Raw genomic sequence first — 24,564 nt, forward strand, 5'->3', positions numbered from 1 at the left:
ACGATGCCTCCATGCGGACAGCGATCACGGACCTCCTCGGCATCGAGCACCCCGTCGTCCAGGGCGGGATGCAGTGGGTGGCCACGGCCGAGCTCGTCGCGGCGGTCGCCGAGGCGGGCGGGCTCGGCGTCCTCGGTGCGCTGACCCAGCCGACGCCGGACGACCTGCGCGCCGAGATCGCCGGCACCCGCGAGCTCACCGACCGGCCGTTCGGCGTCAACCTCACGTTCCTGCCCGCGCGGACCCCGCCGCCCTACGCCGAGTACGTGGCCGCGATCATCGACTCCGGCGTGCGGATCGTCGAGACGGCGGGGGCCAACCCTGGCGAGGCGGTCGCGGCGCTCAAGGCAGCCGGGGTCACCGTCATCCACAAGTGCACCTCGGTGCGGCACGCCCGAACCGCGCAGCGGCTCGGCGTCGACGCGGTGACGATCGACTCTTTCGAGTGCGCCGGCCACCCCGGCGAGGACGACATCGGCGGGCTCGTGCTCGTCCCCGCGGCCGTCGCGGCCCTCGACGTCCCGGTGATCGCGTGCGGCGGCCTCGCGGACGGGCGCGGCCTCGCGGCCGCCCGCGCGCTCGGTGCCGAGGGGATCTCCATGGGGACCCGGTTCGTCGCGACGGCGGAGGCCCCCGTGCACGACGACGTCAAGCAGGCGATCGTGGCGGGCACCGAGACCGGTACGCGCCTCGTGCTGCGCGAGCTGCGCAACACCACGCGGATCGCCGACAACTCCGTGGCCCGCGAGGCGGCCGAGGTGCTCGCCGGCGGCGGGGCGTTCGAGGACGTCGCCCACCTCGTGGCGGGCTCCCGGGGGCGGGTGGTGCTCGAGACCGGCGACACCGAGGCAGGCGTGTGGACGGTCGGGCAGTCGATGGGGCTCATCGACGACGTGCCCACGTGCGCGGAGCTGGTGGGGCGGATCGTGCGGGACGCCGAGGAGATCATCCGCTCGCTCGCCCGGGGCTGAACCGCGCCCCGCGGCTCCCTCCCCTCCCGTCAATCGCCGGTCAGCACGACGGTGTTGCCGTCGGGGTCGGCGAGGACGAGGATCCGCGCACCCCCGCCCGGTGCGACGCCGTCGTGCGGGATCCCTGCGTGCGCGAGTCGCGCGACGGCGGCATCGAGGTCGGTCTCGCCGAGCACGCAGCCCGACCGGCCGGCCCGGCCGGCGTCGGCATAGACCTGGACGCCGCCCGCCTCCCCGACGCGCCACTCGATGAGGCCGGCCATGGGCCGGGTGTCGGGACCGCGTTCGAACAGCGCCGTGTACCAGCGCTCCGCACGGTCGAGATCGGCGACGGTCATCGAGGCGTGGACGTGGTCGAACATCTCGGTCTCCCTACCGGTGGTGAAGTGCAAGCGGTCCCAGCGTGGCACGAGCCGGCGTCGGATGCACGCGGCCCTCCGGCCACGCGCGGTTCACCGCCTCGCCACCCCGGGGTCGCCGACCGTTCGACCGGCGCTGACAGCGTGCGGGGGACCGCCCCCGCACTGCCAGAAGGATCGTCATGCCCTCGCGTCGTCGTCACCGTGCCGCCATGGCCTCCGGCCTCCTCGCCGTCCTCGCCCTCGGACCGGCCCTGGCCGCCTCGGCCGCCGAGCCGACGCCGGACGCCGTCGAGAACGTCACGCTCCTGGTGGGTGAGGACGAGAACGCGCGCAACTTCTCCTGGTTCTCGCGCCACCACGGCACGGAGACGCTGGTCATCGCCCCGACCGCGCAGATGGAGGGCGACGAGTTCCCCGAGGACGCGCAGCGCATCGAGCAGTCCGCCGGCGGTCTGGCTGTCAACCGGCCCGGCTGGTCCTACCACCACGCCGGCGTCGAGGGCCTGGCGCCCGCGACCGAATACACCTACCAGGTCGGCACCGAGGACGGCTGGTCGGAGCTGTTCACCTTCACCACCGGGTCGGGCGGGCCGCTCGAGCTCATCGTCGTCGGGGACCCGCAGATCGGGACCACCGACCTCGAGGCGGAGCGCGTGCAGTGGCACGACACGCTCGACCAGGCGTGGGCGACCTACCCGGACGCGCAGATGCTGCTCTCCGCCGGGGACCAGGTCGACCGGGTCATCGCCGACGACGCGGAGTACACCGCCTTCCACGAGCCCGACCAGCTCACCCGGTACCCGCTGGCCACCACCCTGGGCAACCACGACATCCTCCACCTGGCCACCTACGGCGACCACTTCAACCTGCCCCACGGCGGGGGCCGGGTCGGGTTCAACTACCACTACACCCAGGGCGAGACGCTGTTCATCCACCTCAACAGCAACAACGTGCTGCACGGGACGCTGGTGGACTACGCGCGCACGGCGATCGAGCAGAACCCGTCGCGCTGGGTGGTTGTCACCTTCCACCACTCGATCTACTCGGTGGCCACGCACGCCACCGACCTCGACGCCGAGGGCCTGGGCGTCATCGAGGGTCGGCGCGAGGCGCTCTCCCGCGGCATGTCCGACCTCGGCGTGGACCTGGTGATCTCCGGCCACGACCACTACTACACGCGCACGCCGCTGATGAACGCCGGCGTCGCGGTCGACGGCCCCGATGACGACGTCACCACCGGACCGGACCTGCTCGTCCCGGGCGAGGGTGACGTCCTGTACGTCACGGCGAACACCGCGACCGGGTCGAAGTACTACGGCCGCAACGACGAGCTGCCCGAGCCGGCGCCCTGGGGCGAGGTGGAGAACCAGGAGGAGATCGCGAACTACAGCCACCTGGCCATCGACGAGTGCGCGATCACCGTGACGACGCACCGCGCCGAGACCTACGCCGACCCAGAGACCGGCACGGTCCACGCGGACAACTCGATCGTCGACCAGGTCGAGCTCAGCGGGGACGAGACCGGACCGGCGATCACGGCCCCCGACGTCGAGGTCGTCGCCGGGGAGCGCTTCGACGCGCTCGCGGGCGTCACGGTCACCGACGCCTGCGACCCGGCCGCGCTCGTCCCGACCGTCACCGGTGAGGTCGACGCCGACACCCCCGGGACCTACGTGCTCACCTACGACGCGGTCGACCGCTCGGGCAACGTGACGTCCGTGGACCGCACGGTGACCGTGGTGCCGGCTCCCGAGGAGCCGACCGAGGAGCCGACGGAGACGCCGACCGACGGCGGGGAGAGCCCCACCGACGGGAGCGAGTCGCCCACCGACGGCGGCGAGTCGCCCACCGACGGCGGGGAGAGCCCGACCGACGGGAGCGAGTCCCCCACGGGCGGCGGGGAGACCCCGACCGACGACGCGGGCCCCGGACCGGTCCAGGTCGGTGGCCCCGAGGACCGGTACGGCTCGGGCGGCGGACGCGGCGGGTCGCTGCCGAGCACCGGCGCGACCGTCGGCGGGCTCATCGCGCTCGCGGGTGGCCTGGGTGCGGCCGGCGCGGTCCTCCACCTCGCGCGGCGTCGCTTCTCCTGACCGGCGCGGGCGGACGAGCGCTCACTCGCGGGGCAGAATCGCGCTCACTCGCCGGGCCGGAAACCGCTCACTGGTCAGAGGACGACGGTGGCGTAGGTGCCCTCCTGGCGCATGCCGAGGCGGCGGTAGGTGGCCCGGCCCGCGACGTTGTAGTCGTTGACGTAGAGCGACATCGTCGGGGCGATCTCTTTGAGCACGTCGCGCACCACGGCGGCCATGCCGTGCACGGCGAGCCCGGAGCCGCGCCGGTCGGGCGCCACCCACACGCCCTGGACCTGGGCGACGCCGAGGGCCAGCGCCCCGACGTCGGCCTTGAACACGACGCGGTCGGCGCCGGTGCGCGGGTCGGGCTCGGTGCGGATCCACGTGCGGCCGCGCTCGAGCAGGGTGCGCACCCGCCGGACGTACCCGTTCCCGTAGCGGGTGGGGTCGTAGCCGACCTCCTCGATGAACATGGCCACCGAGGCGGGGGCGACGATCGGCGACTCGGCGGGCACCCCGCGCCGCACCAGGGGGTCGGGCTCGATCGCCGAGGGGGCGTCCATCACCAGCAGCGGCTGGTTCGCGCGCACCTCGCGCGGCCGGCCCCACCGCGGCGAGAGCGCCTCCCACAGGTCGAGGACCTGCTCGGCGTCACCGAGCAGCGAGCTCGACGCGCGGCCCCGGTCGGCGATGGCCGCCGCGATCGCCGTCCGCTGCTCCGCGGTGGTGCCGACCGGCACGATGTTGGCGCCCACCCAGGTCAGCGCCGTCAGTGCGCCACCGGCGAGCACGCCGAGCATGGTCGAGCCGGGGGTGGTGGTGTCGAACCGCGGTCCGGCCACCTGCACGGCGGCCAGCGTGGCGGTCAGCGGGTGCCGGGCGCACAGCGCCAGGGCCTCCTGAGCGCGCTCGTGCGGCAGCGCCAGGACGGGGGCCACGGCGTCGCGGCGGCCCGACGCCCGGAACAGCCGCACGCCGGCTCAGTGGACGGTGACGGCAGGGGCGGCGCCGGCCTCGGCGTCGAGCCCCATCTCGGCGGCGATGCGGTTGGCCTCGTCGATGAGGGTGTCGACGATCTGGTCCTCGGGCACGGTGCGGATGACCTCACCCTTGACGAAGATCTGACCCTTGCCGTTGCCGGAGGCCACGCCCAGGTCGGCCTCGCGGGCCTCGCCGGGACCGTTGACGACGCAGCCCATGACGGCCACCCGCAGCGGGACGGTGAGGTCCTTGAGCCCCTCCGTGACCTCCTCGGCCAGGGTGTAGACGTCGACCTGGGCCCGGCCGCACGACGGGCAGGAGACGATCTCCAGGGTGCGGGGCCGCAGGTTGAGCGACTCCAGGATCTGGTTGCCGACCTTGATCTCCTCCACCGGCGGCGCCGAGAGGGAGACCCGGATGGTGTCCCCGATGCCCTGCGAGAGCAGCGCGCCGAAGGCGACGGAGGACTTGACGGTGCCCTGGAAGGCGGGGCCGGCCTCGGTCACGCCGAGGTGCAGCGGCCAGTCGCCGGCCTCGGCGAGCAGCTCGTAGGCGCGGACCATGACGACCGGGTCGTTGTGCTTGACCGAGATCTTGAAGTCGTGGAAGTCGTGCTCCTCGAACAGCGAGGCCTCCCACACCGCGGACTCCACGAGGGCCTCGGGGGTGGCCGAGCCGTACTTCTTCAGCAGTCGCGGATCCAGGGAGCCGGCGTTGACGCCGATCCGGATGGAGGTGCCGTGGTCCTTGGCGGCCTGGGCGATCTCCTTGACCTGGTCGTCGAACTTACGGATGTTGCCCGGGTTGACGCGCACCGCGCCGCAGCCAGCCTCGATGGCGGCGTAGACGTACTTCGGCTGGAAGTGGATGTCCGCGATGACCGGGATCGTCGACTTCGCGGCGATGACCTTGAGGGCCTCGGCGTCCTTGTCCGTCGGGCAGGCCACGCGCACGATGTCGCAGCCGGTGGCCACGAGCTCGGCGATCTGCTGCAGGGTCGCGCCGACGTCGTGCGTCTTGGTGGTGGTCATCGACTGCACCGAGATCGGTGCGCCGTCACCGACCGGGACATCGCCGACCATGATGCGGCGCGTCGTGCGCCGGGGGGCGAGCACCGGGGGTGCCTGCTTGACGGTGGGGATGCCGAGGTTGATCGGAGCGCTCACCGCACCAGTATCGCACCGCGCGCAAGGTCAGCCGGTGAGCGAGACCGGCACCACGATGTCGGCCACGACCAGCAGCACGGTCATGACGATCATCAGCCCGACGACGACGTAGGTCAGCGGCAGCAGCCGCGCGGTGTCGGCCGGCCCGGGGTCGGGCCGCCCGCGCATCCTCGCCCAGGTGCGCCGCAGCCCCTCCCACAGGGCCCCGGCCACGTGGCCGCCGTCCAGCGGCAGCAGGGGGACGAGGTTGAACAGGAAGAGGGTCATGTTGAGCGCCCCGAGCAGGGAGAGCAGGTCCGCCATCCGGTGCACGAGTGTGTAGTCGGGCGCCTCGACCGAGGCGATCTCGCCGGCGAACCGGCCCACGCCCACGAGCCCGACGACGCCGGGGTCGCGCTCCTCGAGGCCGAGGGTGGCCTGGGCGATGTCCACCAGGGCGACGGGCAGGCGCACGATGACCTGCGCCGTCCCGCTCAGCTGCTCCCAGGCCAGCGCCGGCACCTCGGTGGGCGAGAGACGTTCCTGGGCGAAGGCGGGGCCGATGCCGACGTAGGGCCGGGCCTCGGTGCCGCCGTCCTCCAGCGGGCGCTGGACGACCTCGGGGGTGACCTGGACCGTGTGGGTCTGGCCGTCGCGGCGCAGCACCACCTCGTCGGTGCCGGCGCCGCCGGTGGCGATGATCTCCTGCACCTCGGCCCAGTCCTCGACCTCGGTGCCGGCCCAGCTGACGATCTCGTCGCCGGGCTGCAGGCCGGCCACGGCGCCGGGCGCCGGCTCGCAGGTCGCCGCCTCGGGGTCGAGGCAGTCCTGGACGGAGTCCAGCGTCGTCGTCGGGGCGGAGATCCCCACCCCGCACACGACGATCGCCAGCAGCAGGACGGACAGGACGAGGTTGACCAGCGGGCCGCCGAGCATGACGACGATCCGCTTACCGACCGGCAGCCGGTGGAAGGCCCGCTGCTCCATGCCCGGCGGGACCTCCTCGACGGAGATCTCGCGGGCCTCCTCCGCCAGGGTGGGCCGGCCGTCCTTGCGGTGCGTGCGCGTACCGGGGCGGGCGGGGGCGAACATGCCGGCCAGGGAGACGAACCCGCCCAGCGGGATCGCCTTGAGCCCGTACTCGGTCTCGCCGCGCCTCGTGGACCACAGGGTGGGGCCGAAGCCGACGAAGTACCGCGGCACGTAGACGCCGAAGCGCTTGGCCGGGACGAGGTGCCCGAGCTCGTGCAGGCCGATGGAGGCCAGGAGCCCGACCACCAGGACGAGCACCCCCAGCAGGAAGCTCACTTCACCCCGAGGAGCTCGCGCGCCCGGGCGCGGGCCCAGGTCTCGACGCCCTCGACGTCGGCCAGCGTGGGCTCGGCCACGCCCTCGTGCTCGCCGACGACGCGCTCGACGACGTCGATGATCCCCAGGTAGGGCAGGCGTCCGTCGAGGAAGCCGGCCACGGCCTCCTCGTTGGCGGCGTTGACGACGGCCGGGTGGGTGGCCGACGCCGTCACGGCCGAGCGCACGAGCGCCACCGCGGGGAAGGTCGCGTCGTCGAGGGGCTCGAAGGTCCATGACGTCGCGGTGTCCCACGCGCAGGGGGTGGCCATCCCCGGCAGGCGACGCGGCCAGGACAGGCCCAGCGCGATGGGCAGGCGCATGTCCGGCGGGGAGGCCTGGGCGAGCGTGGAGCCGTCGACGGTCTCGATCATCGAGTGCACGACCGACTGCGGGTGGACGACCACGGTGATGTCGTCGGGCGCCACGTCGAACAGCAGCGAGGCCTCGACGAGCTCGAGCGCCTTGTTCATCAGCGTGGAGGAGTTGACGGTGACCACCGGGCCCATCGCCCAGGTGGGGTGGGCCAGGGCCTGCTCACGGGTGACGTCGGCGAGCTGGTCGCGGGTGCGGCCGCGGAAGGGGCCGCCCGAGGCGGTGAGCACGAGGCGGCGCACGTCGCTGACCCCGGTGCGCACCGGCGCGGTCAGGCCCTTCTCGTGGCGCACGCCGCCCAGGGCCTGGGCCATGGCGGAGTGCTCGGAGTCGACGGGGACGACCTGGCCGGGGCGGGTCGCCGCGCCGGTGACCAGGGCGCCGCCGGCCACGAGGGACTCCTTGTTGGCCAGGGCGAGGGTCGCCCCGGAGGCCAGGGCCGCCAGGGTCGGTCGCAGCCCGACCGAGCCGGTGATCCCGTTGAGCACGACGGCGGTCGGCACCTGCCACGGGTCGCCCGCCGCGGCGTCGGGTCCGGCGGGCGCGGGGCCAGCGGGTGCGGGGCCGGTGAGCATGCCGGCGACCTCGGTGGCGGCCTCGGGGCCGACGAGCAGCTCGGGCAGCGGCTCGCCGCCGAGCGCGGCGGAGATGGCCTCGGTGACGGCGGTGCGGGCGGCCGGGTCGGCGAGGGCCACGCGCTCGGGCCGGTGGGCGGCGACCTGCGCGGCCAGGAGGTCGGGCCGGGAGCCGGAGGCGGCCAGGGCGCGCACGGTGAAGCGGCCGGGCTCGGCGGCGTTGGCCTGCTCGACGACCTCGAGGGCCTGGGTGCCGATCGACCCGGTCGAGCCCAGCAGGACGACGTCGGTCGTCATGCGCGGGCGAGCACGACCTCGACCACGCGGTCGAGGTAGACGTCGACGACGGACTCGTCGTAGGCCTTGCGGCCCTGCGCCGGCGGGAAGGTCACCGCGCGTACCTCGTCGGCGCTCAGGCCGTGGCCGGTGTCGACGTAGTCGTGGACCCGGGCGAGGAAGGCGTCCACCGAGGCGGCGGCGTAACCGGTCGAGGCCGGGCGCACGAACCGCTCGCGCTCGGGGCGTCCCAGGCGCGGGCGCAGCGAGTCGGTGAGCTCGGCGACGTGGGCCTGCCAGCTCTCGTCGCCGCCCTCGCTCAGGGCCTGCTGGCGGCGCCGGCGGGTGTGGCTCTCCTCGAGGCGGTCGAGCGCGAGGTCGACCTGCTCGGGGTCGTACCCGGCCGGGACGAGGTCGAAGGCGGCCTGGCGGACGGCGGCCTCGTCGATGCCGCCGTCGACGTCGCGGGCGCGGGTGAAGAAGTCGTCGACCTGCTCGGGGTCGTATCCCTCGTCGCGGCGCGAGACCCTGGCGAAACCCCTCATGCGTCCTGTCCTTCTCTGGGCTGGTCGAGCACCTGGGCCGCGAGCTGGCCGCAGGCGCCGTCGATGTCGGAACCGCGCGTGTCGCGCACGGTGGTGGGGATGCCGGCGTCGCGCAGCTCGGCGACGAACGCGGCCTCGACGTCGCGCTCGGAGGCCGTCCAGATCGAGCCGGGCGTGGGGTTGAGCGGGATGGGGTTGACGTGCACCCAGCCCTTGCCCCGGCGGTTGAGCTCCTCGGCCAGGAGGCGGCCGCGCCAGGCGTGGTCGTTCATGTCCTTGATGAGCGCGTACTCGATGGACACCCGCCGCCCGGTGGCCTCGAAGTAGCGGCGGGCGGCGTCGAGGGCCTCCCCCACCTTCCACCGGGAGTTGATGGGGATGAGGTCGTCGCGCAGCTCGTCGTCGGGGGCGTGCAGCGACAGCGCGAGGGTGACGGGCATGCCCTCCGCGGCGAGCTTGTCGATCGCGGGCACGAGCCCGACGGTGGAGACCGTGATGTTGCGGGCGGACAGGCCCAGCCCGGCGGGCGCGGGGTCGATCATCCGGCGCACGGCCCCGACGACGGCCTTGTAGTTCGCCAGCGGCTCGCCCATCCCCATGAAGACGACGTTGCTCAGCCGGGTGGGCCCGCCGCCCAGGTCGCCATCGCGGCAGGCGCGGGCCGCCAGGCGCACCTGCTCGACGATCTCGCCGGTGGACAGGTTGCGGGTCAGGCCCTGCTGGCCGGTGGCGCAGAACGGGCAGGCCATGCCGCAGCCGGCCTGCGAGGAGACGCACAGCGTGGTGCGCGAGGAGTAGCGCATGAGCACCGACTCCACGACGACGCCGTCGAAGAGGCGCCACACCGACTTCCGGGTCGCCCCGGCGTCGGCCTCGAGGTCGGTCACCCGGGTGACCAGGGGCGGCAGCAGGGTGCCGGCGAGCTCGGCCCGGGCCGCGGCCGGCAGGTCCGTCATGGCCTCCGGGTCGTTGGTCAGGTGGCCGAAGTAGTGCCGGGAGACCTGGTCGAGGCGGAAGGCCGGCAGGCCGAGCTCCTTGGCCACGCCCGGGCGCTCGTCGACGGTGAGGTCGGCGAGGTGCCGGGGCGGCTTGCCGCGGCGCTTCGCGGCGAAGGTGAGGGTGAGCTTCTGGCCCGGCGCGGCGCCCTCGAGCGCGGGGCGCACCTGGCGGGCGGGCGCGGCGGCGGTCGTGGCGGTCGCGGCGGAGCCGCCGGTGGTCGGGGCGGGGCCGGTGGCGGGAGCGTCAGGGCGGGGCGGTGTCGTCATGGCGGGCTCAGTCTCTCACCCGGTCACCGGGCCGCGGTGGCCAGCGGGCCGAGCGTGAGGAAGACCAGGGGCAGGGTGACGATGATGGAGTCGAGCCGGTCGAGCAGCCCGCCGTGGCCGGGCAGCAGGTTGGACATGTCCTTGACGCCGAGGTCGCGCTTGAGCAGCGACTCGGCGAGGTCGCCGACGGTGGCGGTGCCCACGGCGGCCAGGCCGAGCCCGACGGCGAGCCACCACGGCTCGTCCAGGACGGCGGTGACGAGCACGAGGGAGACCGCCACGCAGCACACGACCGAGCCGCCCACGCCCTCCCAGGACTTCTTCGGGGAGATGGTGGGGGCCATGGGGTGGCGGCCGAGGAGCATGCCGAACACGTAGCCGCCGGTGTCGTTGGCGGCCGGCAGCAGGGCGGCGGTGAGCACGAGCACGATGCCGTCCTCGAGGCGCACGAGCAGCACCGCGAAGGAGACGAGGAAGGGCACGTAGGTGAGGACGAGGACGTCGGCGGCGGCGTCGCGGATGCCGTTGGTGCCGCCGCGGGCCAGGACGGCGACGGTGACGACGAGCGCGACCGCGCCGACGTAGGCGGCCACCAGGCCGCTCTCCCCCGCCAGCCAGGCGCCCACGACCATGGCGACGCCGCCGAGCGAGACCGGGATGCGGGCGATGGCGATGTGCCGCTGGGCGGCGGCCCCGGCGAGCTCGAACGTGCCCAGGACGGCGACGACGGCCACGAGGGCGACGAAGGGCTCGGGGCGGAAGGCCAGCGAGAGCACGAGCAGCGTCACCAGGCCGACGCCGACGGGGATCGCGCGGCTGAGCTCGCGGCCGGCGCGGGGCCCGGTCCGTTCCGCGGGCTCGGCCCCGGGCGCCGGGGCGGCGGTGGCCCCCGGTGCCCCGGCGGCACCCGGTGCCGGGGCCGTCACCGGCGACGGGGCGGTGAGCGGCACGTCGGCGACGGGCCGGCCGTGGCCGGGCCCCGTCGTCGGACGTCCCGTCTCGTTCATCGCGTCGGCAGGGTCAGACCTCGAGGAGGTCCTTCTCCTTGGCCTCGACGACCTGGTCGATCGTCTCGACGTGCTTCTTGGTCAGGGAGTCGAGCTCCTTCTCGGCGCGGTTGCCCTCGTCCTCGCCGACCTCACCGTCCTTGACCAGGCGGTCGAGCTCCTCCTTGGCCTTGCGGCGCACCGCGCGCACGGAGATGCGGGCGTCCTCGGCCTCGTTGCGGGCGATCTTGACGTAGTCCCGGCGCCGCTCCTCGGTCAGGGCGGGCAGCACCACGCGCAGGTGGTTGCCGTCGTCGGTGGGGTTGACCCCCAGGTCGGACTCGCGCAGCGCCTTGTCGATCGCCGACGCGGCGCCGCGGTCGTAGGGGGAGATGAGGACGGTGCGGGCCTCGGGGATCTGCAGGGAGGCCAGCTGCTGCAGCGGCGTCGGCGCGCCGTAGTAGTCCACGAGGATCGCGTTGAACATCGCGGCGTTCGCGCGCCCGGTGCGGATGTGGCTCATCCGCTCGCGGGCGACCTCGACGGCCTTGTCCATCTTGTCCTCTGCCTCGAGCAGGGTCTCGTCGATCACGTGGTCACTCCTCGTCCTCGGCGCCGGCGGTCACCAGCGTGCCGATCCTCTCACCCAGGATGGCCCGGGTGACGTTACCTGTCTCGTTCATGCCGAACACACGCATCGCCAGGCCGTTGTCCATGCACAACGAGAAGGCGGCGGCGTCGACCACCCGCAGGCCGCGGGCCAGGGCGTCCTCGTAGGTGAGGTGGTCCAGGCGCACGGCGGCGGGGTCGGTGCGCGGGTCGGCGGTGTAGACGCCGTCGACGCCGTTCTTGCCCACCAGCACCTCGTCGCAGTGGGTCTCCAGCGCGCGCTGCGCGGTGACGGTGTCGGTGGAGAAGTAGGGCATGCCGGCGCCGGCGCCGAAGACGACCACGCGGCCCTTCTCCATGTGCCGGATGGCGCGCAGCGGGATGTAGGGCTCGGCGACCTGGCCCATCGTGATGGCGGTCTGCACGCGGGTGCGCACGCCCGACTGCTCGAGGAAGTCCTGCAGGGCCAGGGCATTCATCACCGTGCCGAGCATGCCCATGTAGTCGGCGCGGGAGCGGTCCAGGCCGCGCGCGCTCAGCTCGGCGCCGCGGAAGAAGTTGCCGCCGCCGACGACGACGGCCACCTGGACGCCCTCGCGGTGGGCGTCGGCGATCTCGCGGGCGACACGCAGCACGACGTCGGGGTCGAGGCCGACCTCACCGCCGCCGAAGACCTCGCCGGAGAGCTTGAGCATCACCCGCCGCGGCCGGTCGGTGTCGAGAGGTGCAGGAGCGTGCGGGTCGGTGGCGGTCATCGGTGAGTTCTCCTTCGGGCGGCGGAGCGGGAGAGCGTGCACGTGGGGGGGGTCGGGCGCTGGCCGGGGCGTGCGGGCGGGGCCGGATAGGCGCGTGGCCCCGGACCGACGGGTCCGGGGCCACGCTGCGGGGTGTCAGGCCCCGACGCGGAAGCGGGCGAAGCCCGTCACCGTGCCGCCGGTGGCGGCCACGACCTGGCCGACCGACTGCTTGGGGTCCTTGGCGAACGCCTGGTCGAGCAGGACGTTCTCCTTGTAGAAGCCGTTCATGCGACCCTCGACGATCTTGGGCAGCGCCTGCTCCGGCTTGCCCTCGGCGCGCGAGGTCTCCTCCGCGACGCGACGCTCGTCCGCCACCGTCTCGGCCGGGACGTCCTCACGGGTGAGGTAGGTCGGGGAGTAGGCGGCGACGTGCAGCGCGACGTCGTGGGCCGCCTCGGCGCCGGCGGCGTCCGTGGCGACCAGGACGCCGACCTGCGGGGGCAGGTCCTTGGCGGTGCGGTGCAGGTAGGAGGCGACCTTCTCGCCCTCGACGCGGGCGACGCGACGGACCTCGATCTTCTCGCCGATGGTGGCGGCGAGGTTCTCGACGGCGTCCTTGACCGTGCCGTCGCCCGACGGGGCGGCGAGCAGGGTCTCGACGTCGGTCGCGCCGGACTCGACGGCGGCCGCGAGGACCGCGTCGGCCAGGGCCACGAAGCGCTCGTTCTTCGAGACGAAGTCCGTCTCGGAGTTGACCTCGACCAGCGTGCCGATCTCGCCCGCACCACCGGCGCGCACGTCGGCGGCCACGAGGCCGTCGGACGCCGCGCGGCTCTCGCGCTTGGCGATGCCCTTGAGGCCCTTGACGCGGATGATCTCCGTCGCCTTCGCGGTGTCACCGTCCGCCTCGTCGAGTGCGTTCTTGACGTCGAGCATGCCGGCACCCGTCGACTCGCGCAGGGCCTTGATGTCGGCCGCGGTGTAGTTGGCCATGGGTTCCTCTCTGTGCAGAAGGGGAGGGTCAGTTGGCGGTGGTGTCGGTGGCCTCCGAGGCCGGGGCCTCGGGGGTCGTCCCGGCGGCCGGGGCCTCGGTGGCCGCAGCCTCCGGGGTGGCCTCGGTGGCGGGGGCCTCGGTAGCAGCGGCCTCGGTGGCCGGGGCTTCCGGGGTGGCCTCGGCGGCGGGAGCCTCCGTGGCCGGAGCCTCGGCGGCGGGAGCCTCGGCGGCCGCAGCCTCGGCGGCCGGAGCCTCCGTGGCCGGAGCCTCCGCGGCGGGCGCGGCGGCGTCGGCCTCGTGGGCGGCGAGCAGCTCACGCTCCCACTCGGCGAGCGGCTCGGCCTCGGCGGCGTCGGCGCCCTTGTTCCCGCCGTGGCGGGTGACCAGGCCCTCGGCCGAGGCGTCGGCGATCACGCGGGTGAGCAGGGCGACGGAGCGGATCGCGTCGTCGTTGCCCGGGATGCGGTAGTCGACCTCGTCCGGGTCGCAGTTGGTGTCGAGGATCGCCACGACCGGGATGCCGAGCTTCTTGGCCTCGGAGACCGCGAGGTGCTCCTTCTTGGTGTCGACGATCCACACGGCCGAGGGCACCTTGGCCATGTCGCGGATACCGCCCAGGGTGCGCTCGAGCTTCTCCTTCTCGCGGCGCATCATCAGCAGCTCCTTCTTCGTGTGGTGGGAACCCGCCACGTCGTCGAAGTCGAGCTGCTCGAGCTCCTTGAGGCGCTGCAGACGCTGGTGCACCGTGGAGAAGTTGGTCAGCATGCCGCCGAGCCAACGGTGGTTGACGAAGGGCATGCCCACGCGGCGGGCCTGCTCCTCGATGGCCTCCTGGGCCTGCTTCTTGGTGCCGATGAACAGGATGGTGCCGCCGTGGGCGACGGTCTCCTTGACGAACTCGTAGGTCCGGTCGATCTCGGCGAGCGACTGCTGCAGGTCGATGATGTAGATGCCGTTGCGCTCCGTGAGGATGAAGCGCTTCATCTTGGGGTTCCAGCGGCGGGTCTGGTGACCGAAGTGGACACCGGACTCGAGCAGCTGACGCATGGACACGACGGCCATGGCTCTTCCTTTCGGCGCGGGATCGCCCGCGCTCGTTCGGCCCCGACGCTCGGCGACGGGGCCCTTTCCGTGGTTGTCGGTCGGGACCGGGTGGCCTCGACCCCTGGTGCCTGCGACGTCGGCGCCCGCCGGGCGGGACCGCTGCCGATCGCCCCGTCGACCGAGGCCGTCCGCGGGTGCGGGGGCTGGTGCGACGGTGGGCAGGCACGCGAAGTCGACCGGCACAGGGCCGGTCGCCCTCACATCGTAGCGGAGCCGGTCCCGGGCCCGCTCCCCACGGATCTGCGTCGTGCGACTCACCGGCGGGTCAGGTGGCGGGCAGGCGCTCCCGCAGGCCACGGGCGACGCCCGGCCACTCGTCGCGCAGGATCGAATAGGTCAGCGAGTCCCGCCAGGTCCCGTCGGGTCGCAGGCGGTCCCGCCGCATGACGCCGTCGAGGTGGGCGCCGAGCCGGGCGACCGCGGCGGCGGAGCGCTTGTTGCGGGAGTCGATGCGGAGGACGACCCGCTCCATGCCGCAGTCGTCGAAGGCGTGGCCGAGGAGGAGGAGCTTGGCGGCGGCGTTGACCCCGGTGCCCCACACCACGGGGGCGTAGGCGGTCCAGCCGATCTCGAGGTTCCGGTGGTGGGTGTCGACCTGCCCCAGCGAGGTCGTGCCGAGGACCTCGCCGGTGGAGGTGTGCGTGACGGCGTACCCGACGCCGCCGTCGCGGTCCTTCGCCCAGGCGGTCATCCGGTGGGCCATCGCCGCGGCGTCGCGTGGTCGCCCGGCCGGTCCCCCGCCATAGCCGTCCGCCCAGACGGCGTCGTGGTCGAGGGCGTCGAACAGGGCCTCGGCGTCGTCGACGACGAGCCGGCGCAGGGTGAGGGCGCCGAGCGTGAGCGTGCGGCCGTCGGGGCCAAGGGCGGCCCCTGACGTCGACCCGGGCGGGGGTGGGACGGTCATGCGCCCCATTGTCCACACCCGACGTCGGCGCACCTGCGTCCACCGGCGAGCGGGCGGGCGCGGGCGGGCCGACCGGTTCCCGGGTTGGCTCGCGCCATGCGATGCGACGACGAGGACGTCCCCGACCGACCGGCAACGCCGGGGCACCCGGTCGGCACAGCCGACCGGCGGCGTGCACGGCGATGGACCGCGCGACGGTGGACCGGACGGAGACGGGCGGCACGGCGGTGGACGCCGGCCGGGCGCCTCGCCCGGCGCCGCGTGCGCGGCCGCCTGCTCACCGGCCTGGCCGTGGCCGCACCGGTCGTCCTCGCCGCCCTGCTCGGCCCCGCCCCGGCGGCGGGCGTGCCCGACGACGACGCTCCCCCGCCGGTCGTCCTCGGCCCGCTGGGCGCGCACGTGGGCGGGCTCGCCGGCGGCGTGGTCACCGGGACCGACCACCCGTCCGCGGTGCGGGCCGACGGGTCCCCGGGCACGGGTGACCGGGAGTCAGCGGTGGAGCACGAGTGGCCCACGGGCGGGCCGGTCCCGGTGCTCGCCCCGTTCGAGGGTTCGGCCACCCCCTACGGGCCGGGCCACCGGGGCGTCGACCTCGACGTGCGGCCCGGCGAAGTCGTCGTGGCCTCGGCCGACGGCGTCGTCGCCTTCACCGGGATGGTCGCCGGCCGCCCGGTGGTCTCGATCGACCACGCCGACGGCCTGCGCACCACCTACGAGCCCGTGGCCGCGAGCGTGGCCCGCGGCGAGGAGGTGGCAGCGGGGACGCCGATCGGCACCCTCACCACGGGGCACTGCCCGCCGCCGGGCTGCCTGCACTGGGGGGCACGGCGCGGGAGTCACGACTACGTCGACCCGCTGTCGCTGCTGGGCGACGCGCCGGGGCCGGTGCGGCTGCTCCCGCTCGGCGGTTGAGGGGGCGACCCGGCGGTTGAGGAGTCGGTCCGACCGGCGCCCCGGTCCCCGTCCGCCGGGCGGCGCCCTCGCGGGACGCTGGTCCGGCCGGGGTCAGGCGCGCGGGTGCGCCTGGGTGAACACCGAGCGCAGCCGCTCGGGGCTGACGTGCGTGTACCGCTGGGTGGTGGCCAGCGAGGAGTGGCCGAGGATCTCCTGGACCGAGCGCAGGTCGGAGCCGCCGGCGAGCAGGTGGGTGGCCGCGGTGTGGCGCAGCCCGTGCGGGGCGAGGTCGCCGACCCCCGCCAGCGCGGTGGCCCGGTGCAGCATGGCGCGGACCGTGCGCGCGTCGATCCGTCGGCCGCGCACGCCCACGAGCACGGCGCGTTCGCCGGCCCGCACGGGCATGGCGGGCCGGCCCTCGTCGAGCCACCGGGCCAGGGCGTCGGCGGCGGGGCGGCCCAGCGGGACCACCCGCTCCTTGTCCCCCTTGCCCACCACCCGGACGGTGAGCTCGGCGAGGTCGACGTCCCCCAGGTCCAGGGAGACGAGCTCGCCGACCCGCAGCCCCGTGGCGTAGAGCAGCTCGAGGGCGGCGTGGTCACGCAGGTGGACGGGCGCCCCGTCGTCCGCGCGCCGCGCGCAGGAGTCGAGCAGCCGTCCGACGGAGTCCACGCCGAGCACCGTGGGCAGGTGGCGGTCGGGGCGCGGCGAGCGCAGCCGCTGCGTGGGGTCGACGGGCACGCGGCCGGTGCGTGCGAGCCAGGCACCGAAGGAGCGCACGGCGGCGGCCCGGCGGGCCAGGGTCGCCCGGGCCAGCCCCTGCCCACTCTGTTCGGCGAGCCAGGCCCGCAGCGCGGCGAGGTCGAGCGTCGCGAGGTCGACCGGCGCCTCGGGGTCGGTGTGGCCGAGGTGCGCGAGCAGGGTGTCGACGTCGCCGAGGTAGGCGCGCACGGTGTGTTCGGACATGCCCCGCTCCCCGGCGAGGTGCCGCTCGAAGGCGCGGGTGAGGGCCGCGAGCGGCTCCGGGGACGCATCGCCGTGCTCGTGCCCGCCCCCCGCGGGTCCCTGCGCTGTCGGGGCGGTCATGCGCGCCAGGGTACGCCCGGCCCGACGTCGGGGCCACGAGCGCCCTCGTCATCGGGCCGGTCCCCGGCGCGGGCGCCCGCGCATCGGTGCGGTCGCCGGACCACGGACGTCTCTGCCGTCAGGCAGCGCACCGCCGCCACCGCTGACCGACCCGTTCCGCGCGGCCGGCGAGCTCGAGCAGGCCGAGCGCGGAGCGCACCGTCCGCTCGTCCAGCCCGGCGTTGCGCACGACGGAGGCGGCGTCGGCCGCGCGCACCGCGGGCAGGGCGTCGAGGACCCGCGCGCAGGCGGGGTCCAGTCCGTCGAGCAGTCCCGGTCCGTCGTCGTGCGCCTGCCCCGAGCCACCGCCCGGTGCGCCGCCCCGCACGCGGGCCCCGCCGCCCGGCGCACCACCGGCGTGCCCGCCGAGGGTGGCCCCGATCGGCAGCGCGAGCTCGGCGAGCTCCTCCCAGGTCGTCACGCAGGTGGCCGCCTGCTCCCGCATGAGTCGGTGGCAGCCGGCCGAGGCCATCGAGGTGACGGGCCCCGGGACGGCGCCGAGCGGGCGGCCCAGCGCCGCGGCGTGCCGAGCGGTGGACAGCGCCCCCGAGCGCAGCGCGGCCTCGACCACCACCGTGGCCCCGGACAGGACGGCGATGAGCCGGTTGCGGGAGAGGAACCGGTGCCGGGCCGGGTTGCAGCCCGGCGCCGCCTCGGCCACCACCGCGCCCGCCTCGAGGGCGTCCTCGAGCAGGTCCGCGCTCCCGCGCGGGTAGAAGCGGTCGACCCCGCCGGCCATGACGGCGACCGTGCGTCCGCCGACCGCGAGCGCCCCGCGGTGCGCGGCGGTGTCGATCCCGTAGGCGCCGCCGGAGACCACGACCAGCCCCGCGTCGGCGACCCCGGCCGCGAGCTCGGCGGCCACGGTCATCCCGTAGGGCGTGGCCGCCCGGGAGCCGACGACCGCCACGGCCGGGCCGGCCAGGGCGCCGGCCTGCCCGCGGCCCCACAGTCCCGGCGGGGCGTCCTCCCCGAGGTCGTCGAGCCCGCCGGGCCAGTCCGCCTCGGCCGGCGTGAGGAACCAGCCGCCGAGGCGCTCCACGGTGGCGAGGTCCCGGCCGGGGTCGAGGTGGGTGAGCCGCGGCGCCCAGCGGGACACCGCCGTCGCCAGCGTGCCGCGCCCCACCTCGGTGCCCGCCGGCAGCGGCGGCAGCACGGTGGCGCTCACCGCCCGGCGCAGCCAGTCCAGCGCGGCGGCGGGCCCGAGCGCGGCGATGAGGCGGTGCGCCTGGGGGTCGGCGCCCTCGACGAGGCGGCTCCAGGCGGCGCGGGCGGAGCGGTCGCGCCCCTCCTCAGCCACGTCCCACCGCCACGTTGCGCAGCCGCATCGCCTCGCCGACGTGCATCGGGCCGGGCCGCGCCTCGCCGTCGAGGTCGGCGATCGTCCAGGCCACGCGCAGCACCCGGTCCATGCCGCGCATCGTCAGGGCGCCGCGGTCGACGGCGCGGGCGACGAGGGTCATGGCCTCCCCCGCGGTGCGCCGTCGCAGCCAGGCGCCGGTGACCTCGGCGTTCGTGTGCCAGCCGGTCCCGGCCAGGCGGGCGGCCGCGGCCGCCCGCGCGGAGGCCACCCGGGCCGCGACGACGGCGCTCGGCTCGGGGCGCTCCGCCACGGACGCGATCGCCCGGGTGACCCGATCGACGGTGACCTGCAGGTCGACCCGGTCCATGAGCGGGCCGGAGAGCCGGGAGAGGTAGCGGGCGCGGGCGGCCCCCGAGCAGGTGCACAGCCGCCCGTCGCCGACGCCGTTGCCGCACGGGCACGGGTTGGCGGTGAGGACGAGCTGGAAGCGCGCCGGGAAGCGGGCGGAGCCGGCGGCGCGGTGCAGGACGATCTCGCCGGACTCCAGCGGCTGGCGCAGAGTGTCGAGCACCCGGGTGGGGAACTCCGGGCTCTCGTCGAGCAGGAGCACCCCGCGGTGGGCCCGGGAGGCGGCCCCGGGGCGGGGCAGTCCCGAACCGCCGCCGATCACCGCCACGGCGGTGGCCGTGTGGTGCGGCTCCTCGAAGGGTGGACGCCGTACGAGGGTCTCCCCGGCGTAGACACCGGCCACCGAGTGCACGGCGGTGACCTCCAGGGCGGCGTCGTCGTCGAGGTCGGGCAGCAGGCCCGGCAGGCGGGCGGCGAGCATGGACTTGCCCGCCCCCGGCGGGCCGAGCAGGAACAGGTGGTGGCCGCCGGCGGCCGCGACCTCCAGGGCGCGGCGCGCCCCGTCCTGGCCGAGCACGTCGGCGAGGTCCGGCTCGGGCCGGGGCGCCGGGGCCGGCGGGGGTGAGCCCGCGGTAGGCGCGGCCTGGCGCGGGGTGGGCGGGCGGCGGGCCTCACCGCCGAGGGCGACGACGACGTCGGCGAGGTGCTCGACGGCCCGCACGGTCACGCCGGCCACGAGGCGGGCCTCGGCGGCGTTGGCGGCGGGCACCACGACCTCCTCGACCCCCTGCTCGCGGGCGGCGAGCACCGCGGGCAGGACCCCGCGCACCGGCTGGACCCGGCCGTCGAGCCCGAGCTCGCCGAGGAAGAGGCGTGGGCGGCGGTCGGTGACGTCCTTGGCGGCCACGAGCACGGACACGGCCAGCGCGAGGTCCAGGCCGGTGCCGTGCTTGTGCAGGGAGGCCGGGGCGAGGTTGACGGTCGTGCGCGAGGGCCGCCAGGGCGTCCCGCAGGAGGACATGGCGGCCCGGACGCGCTCGCGGGCCTCGGAGACCGCGGTGTCGGGCAGGCCGACCACCGTGAACGCGGGCAGCCCGTCGGCGATGTGCGCCTCGACGTCGACGAGGTGGCCGGTCGTCCCCACCAGGGCCACCGTCATCGCGCGGCCGAGCGAGGCGCCCATCAGGCCACCGACCGCAGGTGGGTGACCTGCGGGCCGTCGCCGCGGACGAGGACCCCGACCACGTCGATGCGCACCCGGGCGCCGCGGTAGGCCGCGACGCCCGCGTCGTCGTCCCAGGGCCGCTCGCCGCGGGCCCGGGCCACCACCCAGGCGTGGGCCAGGCGCCGCAGCCGGGCGGCCTTGGCGGTGGTGACGGCCTCGACCGGCTCACCGAAGGTGGTGCTGCGCCGGGTCTTGACCTCGACGGCCACCCACTGCTGCTCGCCGGGGTCCCAGGCGACCAGGTCGAGCTCGCCGTCGCGGACCCGCCAGTTGCGGTCCACCACCTCGAGCCCCTGCGCGTCCAGGTGCTGCTCGGCCACGCGCTCGCCCCAGGCGCCCAGCGCGATCCGTCCCCGGTCCGCCGGCGGGGGCTCCCCCGCCGGTTCCCGCCCCACGTGCTGGTCGACGTCGGTCATCGTCACCACCTCCGGGACCCACCCAAGCCGGGTGGGCCCGGCCGGGCGGGGCGCCGTCGGCGGTCCTGGGGACGGGCGCGGGCCGGGGGTGCCTGTGGGGACCGCGCGGGGCGGCTACGGCAGCTTGATGTCCGACTGGCTGAGCTCCTCGACGTTGACGTCCTTGAACGTCACCACGCGCACGCTCTTGACGAACCGGGCGGAGCGGTAGACGTCCCAGACCCAGGCGTCGGCGAGGTTGAGCTCGAAGAAGACGTCGCCGCCCGCGTTGCGCACCTGCACGTCCACGCTGTTGCACAGGTAGAAGCGGCGCTCGGTCTCGACGACGTAGGTGAACAGGTTCACCACGTCGCGGTACTCGCGGTACAGGCCGAGCTCCAGGTCGGTCTCGTAGTTCTCCAGGTCCTCTGCACTCACCGGACCATCATGCACCGCTCGGGCCCGGGAGCCGCCACGAGCGCCGGTGCCAGTCGCTCGCGCCGGACGCGGCGAGCGCGGCCAGGTGCTGCGCGGACCCGTACCCCTTGTTGCCGTCGAAGCCGTAGGCGGCCAGGGCGGGTCGACCGGCGGCCTCGGTCATCAGCGCGTCGCGCTCGACCTTGGCGAGCACGGAGGCCCCGGCGACGGAGGCGCAGCGCATGTCGCCCTTGACCTCGCACACCACGGGCAGCGGCCACGGGGGCAGGTCCGCGTCGTCGTCCCCGGCCACCGCGGGGACGTCCTGCGAGAACAGGTCGGCGACCGGCTCGGCGAGCCAGTCGTGCCTGCCGTCGAGGATGGTGGCCCCGGGGACCAGTCCCGCGCTCACCAGCACCCCGACCACCTCGCGCAGGGCGCGGCGGGCGGCGAGGCGCTGCGCGGCGAGGATGCCGACCGCGTCGATCTCGCCGGCCCGGGCGTGCCCGACCGCCGCGGCGAGTGCCCAGGCGCGCACGGGCTCGACGAGCCCCTCGCGCGCGGCGGGCCGCAGCATCTTCGAGTCGTGCAGGCCGGCGGGCATCTCACCGGTGCCGTGCCCGACGGCGCACACCCCCACGCTCACCGGGCCGGCCAGCGCCCCGCGCCCCACCTCGTCGACGCCGAGGACCACGGCGTGGGCGGGCAGGGCGGCGAGCAGCTCGCGCTCCCGGGACAGGTCGGGCCCGGGCGCGGTGGACCTCGGCGTCACGGGGCCGGGACGCCGGCGAACGTCTCCTCCGGGTCGGAGTGCCAGGTGAGGTTGCCCAGCGGCCACACGGTGGCGAAGGCGGTGCCCACGACGTTGTCGATCGGTACGAACCCGCCGCCGGGGCCGCCCATGTGGGCGCGCGAGTCGGCGGAGTTGTCCCGGTTGTCCCCCATCACCCACAGGTGCCCCTCGGGGACGACGACCTCGAACTCCAGGGACGAGGGCTGGGCGCCGGGCGCCAGGTAGGGCTCGTCGATGGGCTCGCCGTTGACCATGAGCCGTCCGCCGTCGTCGCAGCAGGTGACGGTGTCACCGGGCAGGCCGACGACCCGCTTGATGAGGTGCTGGCCGGCGTCCTGCGGGAGGATCCCCACGAAGGTCAGGCCGTCGGTGACGGCGCGCTGCACCGGGTTGCCCGAGGGCTCGGGCTGCTCCTCGAGCCAGCCGCCCGGGTCGACGAAGACGACGATGTCCCCGCGCTCGAGGTCGAAGGGGCCGGGGGTGAGCTTGCTGACCATCACGCGGTCCCCGACCTCGAGGGTGTCCTCCATGGACCCCGAGGGGATGTAGAAGGCCTGGACGAGGAACGTCTTGATGAGCACCGACAGCACCAGCGCGCAGACCACGATGATCGCCGTCTCACGCAGCCACGCCCCCACACCGCCACGGCGGCGCCTCGCCGGGCGCGCGCCGTCGTCCTCGGCGGGCGCGGGCCGCGCCGTCGTCGCGGGGTCGGTCCGGCTCTCCTCGACGGGTGCGTCGACCTCCGCGGGGGTGGGCGCGCTCGGTGGGGTGAGCGGCTGGGTCATGCGTCCTCCTCGGTGCGGCCGACCGGTCGACCCGGACGCCCGGCGGCGTGGCCGCCGGTAGGGCTCACGGTAGCCCGCGCAGCACGACGCCCGACGGACGTGTCGTCCGTCGGGCGTCGTCGCTCACCATGGGCTGCCCGATGCTGCTCAGGCGCCGGTGTTCTCGCGCTTCTCGCGGATCTTGGCGGCCTTGCCGTGCAGGTTGCGCAGGTAGTAGAGCTTGGCGCGGCGCACGTCGCCGCGGCTCACGCGCTCGATGGAGTCGATCGTGGGGGCGTGCAGCGGGAAGGTGCGCTCGACGCCGACGCCGAAGCTGACCTTGCGGACCGTGAAGGTCTCGCGCACGCCCTGGCCCTGCCGGGCGATGACGGCGCCCTGGAAGACCTGGACGCGGGAGCGGGTGCCCTCGACGACCTTGACGTTGACCTTGACGGTGTCGCCCGCGCGGAAATCGGGGATGTCGGTGCGCATCGACGCCGAGTCGATGAAGTCCAGGGTCTGCATGATCTCTCCTTCGTCCGTGCGCGCAGGTCACGGGCGGCTGGTCGGCGCCGCGCGCCGTTCGGTCCGGTGGCCCGCTGTGGCCGCGACCCCCTGCGGCAGGTCGGTGGCCGCGGCGCATGGCCGCGCGAGCCGCTCCATCCTGCCACAACGCCCCGTCGGGCCCCAGGGGGGTCGGGCTCAGGGGGCAGTGAGGTCGCGCACCATCACCGCATCCTCGTGAGTGGTCGCGCCGACCCGGAAGGTGCGGCGTCCGGCGTCGACGAACCCGGCACGCGCGTAGGCCGTGCGGGCGCGCCGGTTGCGCAGGTTCGTGCCCAGCCACAGGGCCGCCACCGGCCGGCCGTCGACCGTGGCGGCGGCCGCGGCCCGGGTCGCGCGCTCGAGCAGCACCGTGGCCAGGCCGGAGCCGATGTAGTCCGGGTCGAGGTAGATCTTGGACAGCTCGGCGGCCGGGCGGGCGGTGACGACGGCGGCCACGTCGGGCGCGTACGGGGGCTCGTCCGCGGCGGAGGGCAGGTGGGTGAGGGTGTAGCCCACCAGCCGGGCGCCGTCGGTGGCGACCTGGAGGATCGCGCGGGAGGAGGCGGCGTACTCGCGCATCCTGGCCGCCGACAGGTGCTCGACGACGAAGGCGGCGATGTCCTCGTCCGAGGTGCCCGGGGGGCAGGCCAGCGGGAAGGTGACCGCGGCGAGCGCGGCGAGGTCCTCGGCGTCGCCGAAGGTGGCGTCGCGGACCTCGACGGGCACGGGGTGCTCGGCGCCCGCCGGGAGCACCTGCCCGAGGCCGGCGAGGGTGCGGCGGTCGGAGGCGGTGAGCCCGGCGGCATCCAGCGCGGCGAGGAGGTCGGGGCGCCGCTCGGCGGTGCGCTCGAGGGAGCGGGCGCGGCGCCAGGCGCGGGCGGCGCCGTGGTCCCCGGACGTGAGCACGGCGGGGATCGCCAGGCCGCGCCACTCGGTGGGACGGGTGTAGACGGGGTACTCGAGGGTGCCGTCACCGGCGTGGGACTCCTCGGCCAGGGAGTCGGGGTTGCCCACGACGCCGGGCAGGAGGCGGACCACGCCCTCGACGAGCGCGAGCGCGGCCACCTCGCCGCCGTTGAGGACGTAGTCGCCCAGCGAGAACTCGAGGACGGTGACGTCCGCCCGCGAGCGGTAGTGCTCGGCGACGCGGGCGTCGATGCCCTCGTACCGACCGCAGGCCACGACGAGCGGTGCGCCCTCGGCGGCGAGCACGTCGAGGGTGGGCTGGGTCAGTGGCGTGCCGGCCGGGGCGGGGATCGCCAGGGTGCCGCCGCCGGCGAGGAGGGGGTCGAGCGCCTCGCCCCAGACGTCGGCGCGCATGACCATGCCCGCTCCCCCGCCGGCGGGGGTGTCGTCGACCGTGCGGTGGCGGTCGGTGGTGACGTCGCGCAGGTCGTGCACGGTCAGGTCGAGAAGGCCCTCGCGCCGCGCCCTGCCGATGAGGCTGAGGTCGAGCGGGGCGAGGTACTCGGGGAAGATCGAGACGACGTCGATGCGCAC

The 24,564-nt window shown here is 75.3% G+C and carries 25 protein-coding genes; 3 read left to right on the forward strand and 22 right to left on the reverse strand.

The features are described from left to right. The first annotated feature begins 11 nt into the window (after positions 1-11). Positions 12-971, forward strand: a complete 960-nt coding sequence (locus tag AC3D3D_RS03560) for an NAD(P)H-dependent flavin oxidoreductase (RefSeq protein ID WP_463660909.1) — start codon at positions 12-14, stop codon at positions 969-971. Positions 972-1,000: 29 nt separating this feature from the next. On the opposite strand, the gene AC3D3D_RS03565 is transcribed toward AC3D3D_RS03560, so the two are convergent. Next, positions 1,001-1,333: a VOC family protein gene (locus AC3D3D_RS03565; RefSeq protein ID WP_463660908.1), complete on the reverse strand. Its 333-nt coding sequence runs from the start codon at positions 1,331-1,333 to the stop codon at positions 1,001-1,003. Between the two features lie 209 nt (positions 1,334-1,542). Here AC3D3D_RS03565 and AC3D3D_RS03570 point away from each other — a divergent pair, with 209 nt between their 5' ends. Then, on the forward strand, positions 1,543-3,426 hold the full coding sequence (locus AC3D3D_RS03570) for a fibronectin type III domain-containing protein (protein WP_463660907.1): 1,884 nt from the start codon (positions 1,543-1,545) through the stop codon (positions 3,424-3,426). Positions 3,427-3,500: 74 nt separating this feature from the next. On the opposite strand, the gene AC3D3D_RS03575 is transcribed toward AC3D3D_RS03570, so the two are convergent. The 12 genes from AC3D3D_RS03575 to AC3D3D_RS03630 all read right to left on the reverse strand — a co-directional run bounded on the left by AC3D3D_RS03575 (position 3,501) and on the right by AC3D3D_RS03630 (position 15,251). Beyond that, the gene (locus AC3D3D_RS03575) at positions 3,501-4,382 is read right to left on the reverse strand and encodes a GNAT family N-acetyltransferase (RefSeq protein ID WP_463660906.1); all 882 of its coding nucleotides are present in this window, start codon (positions 4,380-4,382) and stop codon (positions 3,501-3,503) included. Between the two features lie 6 nt (positions 4,383-4,388). Continuing rightward, positions 4,389-5,471: a flavodoxin-dependent (E)-4-hydroxy-3-methylbut-2-enyl-diphosphate synthase gene (gene ispG / locus AC3D3D_RS03580; RefSeq protein ID WP_488512618.1), complete on the reverse strand. Its 1,083-nt coding sequence runs from the start codon at positions 5,469-5,471 to the stop codon at positions 4,389-4,391. A gap of 111 nt (positions 5,472-5,582) precedes the next feature. Next, entirely contained in the window at positions 5,583-6,842 is a 1,260-nt protein-coding gene (locus AC3D3D_RS03585; protein ID WP_463660904.1) for a M50 family metallopeptidase, read from the reverse strand. After that, positions 6,839-8,128, reverse strand: a complete 1,290-nt coding sequence (locus AC3D3D_RS03590) for a 1-deoxy-D-xylulose-5-phosphate reductoisomerase (RefSeq protein ID WP_463660903.1) — start codon at positions 8,126-8,128, stop codon at positions 6,839-6,841. Before AC3D3D_RS03590 ends, AC3D3D_RS03585 begins: the two co-directional genes overlap by 4 nt. After that, the gene (locus AC3D3D_RS03595; protein ID WP_463660902.1) at positions 8,125-8,652 is read right to left on the reverse strand and encodes a DivIVA domain-containing protein; all 528 of its coding nucleotides are present in this window, start codon (positions 8,650-8,652) and stop codon (positions 8,125-8,127) included. The genes AC3D3D_RS03590 and AC3D3D_RS03595 overlap by 4 nt, the downstream gene beginning before the upstream one ends. After that, on the reverse strand, positions 8,649-9,917 hold the full coding sequence (rlmN, locus tag AC3D3D_RS03600) for a dual-specificity RNA methyltransferase RlmN (RefSeq protein ID WP_463660901.1): 1,269 nt from the start codon (positions 9,915-9,917) through the stop codon (positions 8,649-8,651). Before rlmN ends, AC3D3D_RS03595 begins: the two co-directional genes overlap by 4 nt. 23 nt (positions 9,918-9,940) lie before the next feature. Then, positions 9,941-10,924 carry a phosphatidate cytidylyltransferase gene (locus tag AC3D3D_RS03605; RefSeq protein WP_463660900.1) on the reverse strand — a complete coding sequence of 328 codons (984 nt, stop codon included), beginning with the start codon at positions 10,922-10,924 and terminating at the stop codon, positions 9,941-9,943. Between the two features lie 13 nt (positions 10,925-10,937). Continuing rightward, a complete protein-coding gene (gene frr / locus AC3D3D_RS03610; RefSeq protein WP_463660899.1) occupies positions 10,938-11,495 on the reverse strand; it encodes a ribosome recycling factor in 558 nt (185 codons plus the stop codon). A gap of 4 nt (positions 11,496-11,499) precedes the next feature. Then, positions 11,500-12,267, reverse strand: coding sequence for a UMP kinase (pyrH, locus tag AC3D3D_RS03615; RefSeq protein ID WP_463660898.1), 768 nt, complete (start codon positions 12,265-12,267; stop codon positions 11,500-11,502). A 135-nt stretch (positions 12,268-12,402) separates the two neighbouring features. Further along, entirely contained in the window at positions 12,403-13,242 is an 840-nt protein-coding gene (gene tsf / locus AC3D3D_RS03620) for a translation elongation factor Ts (RefSeq protein WP_463660897.1), read from the reverse strand. Between the two features lie 28 nt (positions 13,243-13,270). Beyond that, complete coding sequence (rpsB, locus tag AC3D3D_RS03625; RefSeq protein WP_463660896.1) at positions 13,271-14,305, reverse strand: 30S ribosomal protein S2; 1,035 nt, start codon at positions 14,303-14,305, stop codon at positions 13,271-13,273. Between the two features lie 307 nt (positions 14,306-14,612). Continuing rightward, complete coding sequence (locus tag AC3D3D_RS03630; protein ID WP_463660895.1) at positions 14,613-15,251, reverse strand: GNAT family N-acetyltransferase; 639 nt, start codon at positions 15,249-15,251, stop codon at positions 14,613-14,615. Between the two features lie 261 nt (positions 15,252-15,512). Here AC3D3D_RS03630 and AC3D3D_RS03635 point away from each other — a divergent pair, with 261 nt between their 5' ends. After that, positions 15,513-16,163 carry a murein hydrolase activator EnvC family protein gene (locus tag AC3D3D_RS03635; RefSeq protein WP_463660894.1) on the forward strand — a complete coding sequence of 217 codons (651 nt, stop codon included), beginning with the start codon at positions 15,513-15,515 and terminating at the stop codon, positions 16,161-16,163. Positions 16,164-16,256: 93 nt separating this feature from the next. Here AC3D3D_RS03635 and AC3D3D_RS03640 read toward each other — a convergent pair whose 3' ends face one another. The 9 genes from AC3D3D_RS03640 to trmD form a co-directional block, all read right to left on the reverse strand. Beyond that, complete coding sequence (locus AC3D3D_RS03640; protein WP_463660893.1) at positions 16,257-17,231, reverse strand: tyrosine recombinase XerC; 975 nt, start codon at positions 17,229-17,231, stop codon at positions 16,257-16,259. 118 nt (positions 17,232-17,349) lie between these two features. Beyond that, positions 17,350-18,570, reverse strand: a complete 1,221-nt coding sequence (dprA, locus tag AC3D3D_RS03645) for a DNA-processing protein DprA (protein WP_463660892.1) — start codon at positions 18,568-18,570, stop codon at positions 17,350-17,352. Further along, positions 18,563-20,104 (reverse strand): YifB family Mg chelatase-like AAA ATPase, encoded by a 1,542-nt coding sequence (locus AC3D3D_RS03650; protein WP_463660891.1) that lies wholly within the window; start codon positions 20,102-20,104, stop codon positions 18,563-18,565. The genes dprA and AC3D3D_RS03650 overlap by 8 nt, the downstream gene beginning before the upstream one ends. Continuing rightward, positions 20,104-20,562: a YraN family protein gene (locus tag AC3D3D_RS03655; protein ID WP_463660890.1), complete on the reverse strand. Its 459-nt coding sequence runs from the start codon at positions 20,560-20,562 to the stop codon at positions 20,104-20,106. The genes AC3D3D_RS03650 and AC3D3D_RS03655 overlap by 1 nt, the downstream gene beginning before the upstream one ends. 114 nt (positions 20,563-20,676) lie before the next feature. Continuing rightward, a complete protein-coding gene (locus AC3D3D_RS03660) occupies positions 20,677-20,979 on the reverse strand; it encodes a DUF2469 domain-containing protein (RefSeq protein WP_463660889.1) in 303 nt (100 codons plus the stop codon). 7 nt (positions 20,980-20,986) lie between these two features. Next, a complete protein-coding gene (gene rnhB, locus AC3D3D_RS03665; RefSeq protein ID WP_463660888.1) occupies positions 20,987-21,730 on the reverse strand; it encodes a ribonuclease HII in 744 nt (247 codons plus the stop codon). Beyond that, entirely contained in the window at positions 21,727-22,539 is an 813-nt protein-coding gene (gene lepB, locus AC3D3D_RS03670) for a signal peptidase I (protein WP_463660887.1), read from the reverse strand. The genes rnhB and lepB overlap by 4 nt, the downstream gene beginning before the upstream one ends. Positions 22,540-22,686: 147 nt before the next feature. Beyond that, positions 22,687-23,043, reverse strand: coding sequence for a 50S ribosomal protein L19 (gene rplS / locus AC3D3D_RS03675; protein ID WP_463660886.1), 357 nt, complete (start codon positions 23,041-23,043; stop codon positions 22,687-22,689). Positions 23,044-23,220: 177 nt separating this feature from the next. Beyond that, positions 23,221-24,564, reverse strand: a complete 1,344-nt coding sequence (gene trmD / locus AC3D3D_RS03680) for a tRNA (guanosine(37)-N1)-methyltransferase TrmD (protein WP_463660885.1) — start codon at positions 24,562-24,564, stop codon at positions 23,221-23,223.

This window comes from Georgenia sp. X1117 (genome assembly GCF_057784635.1).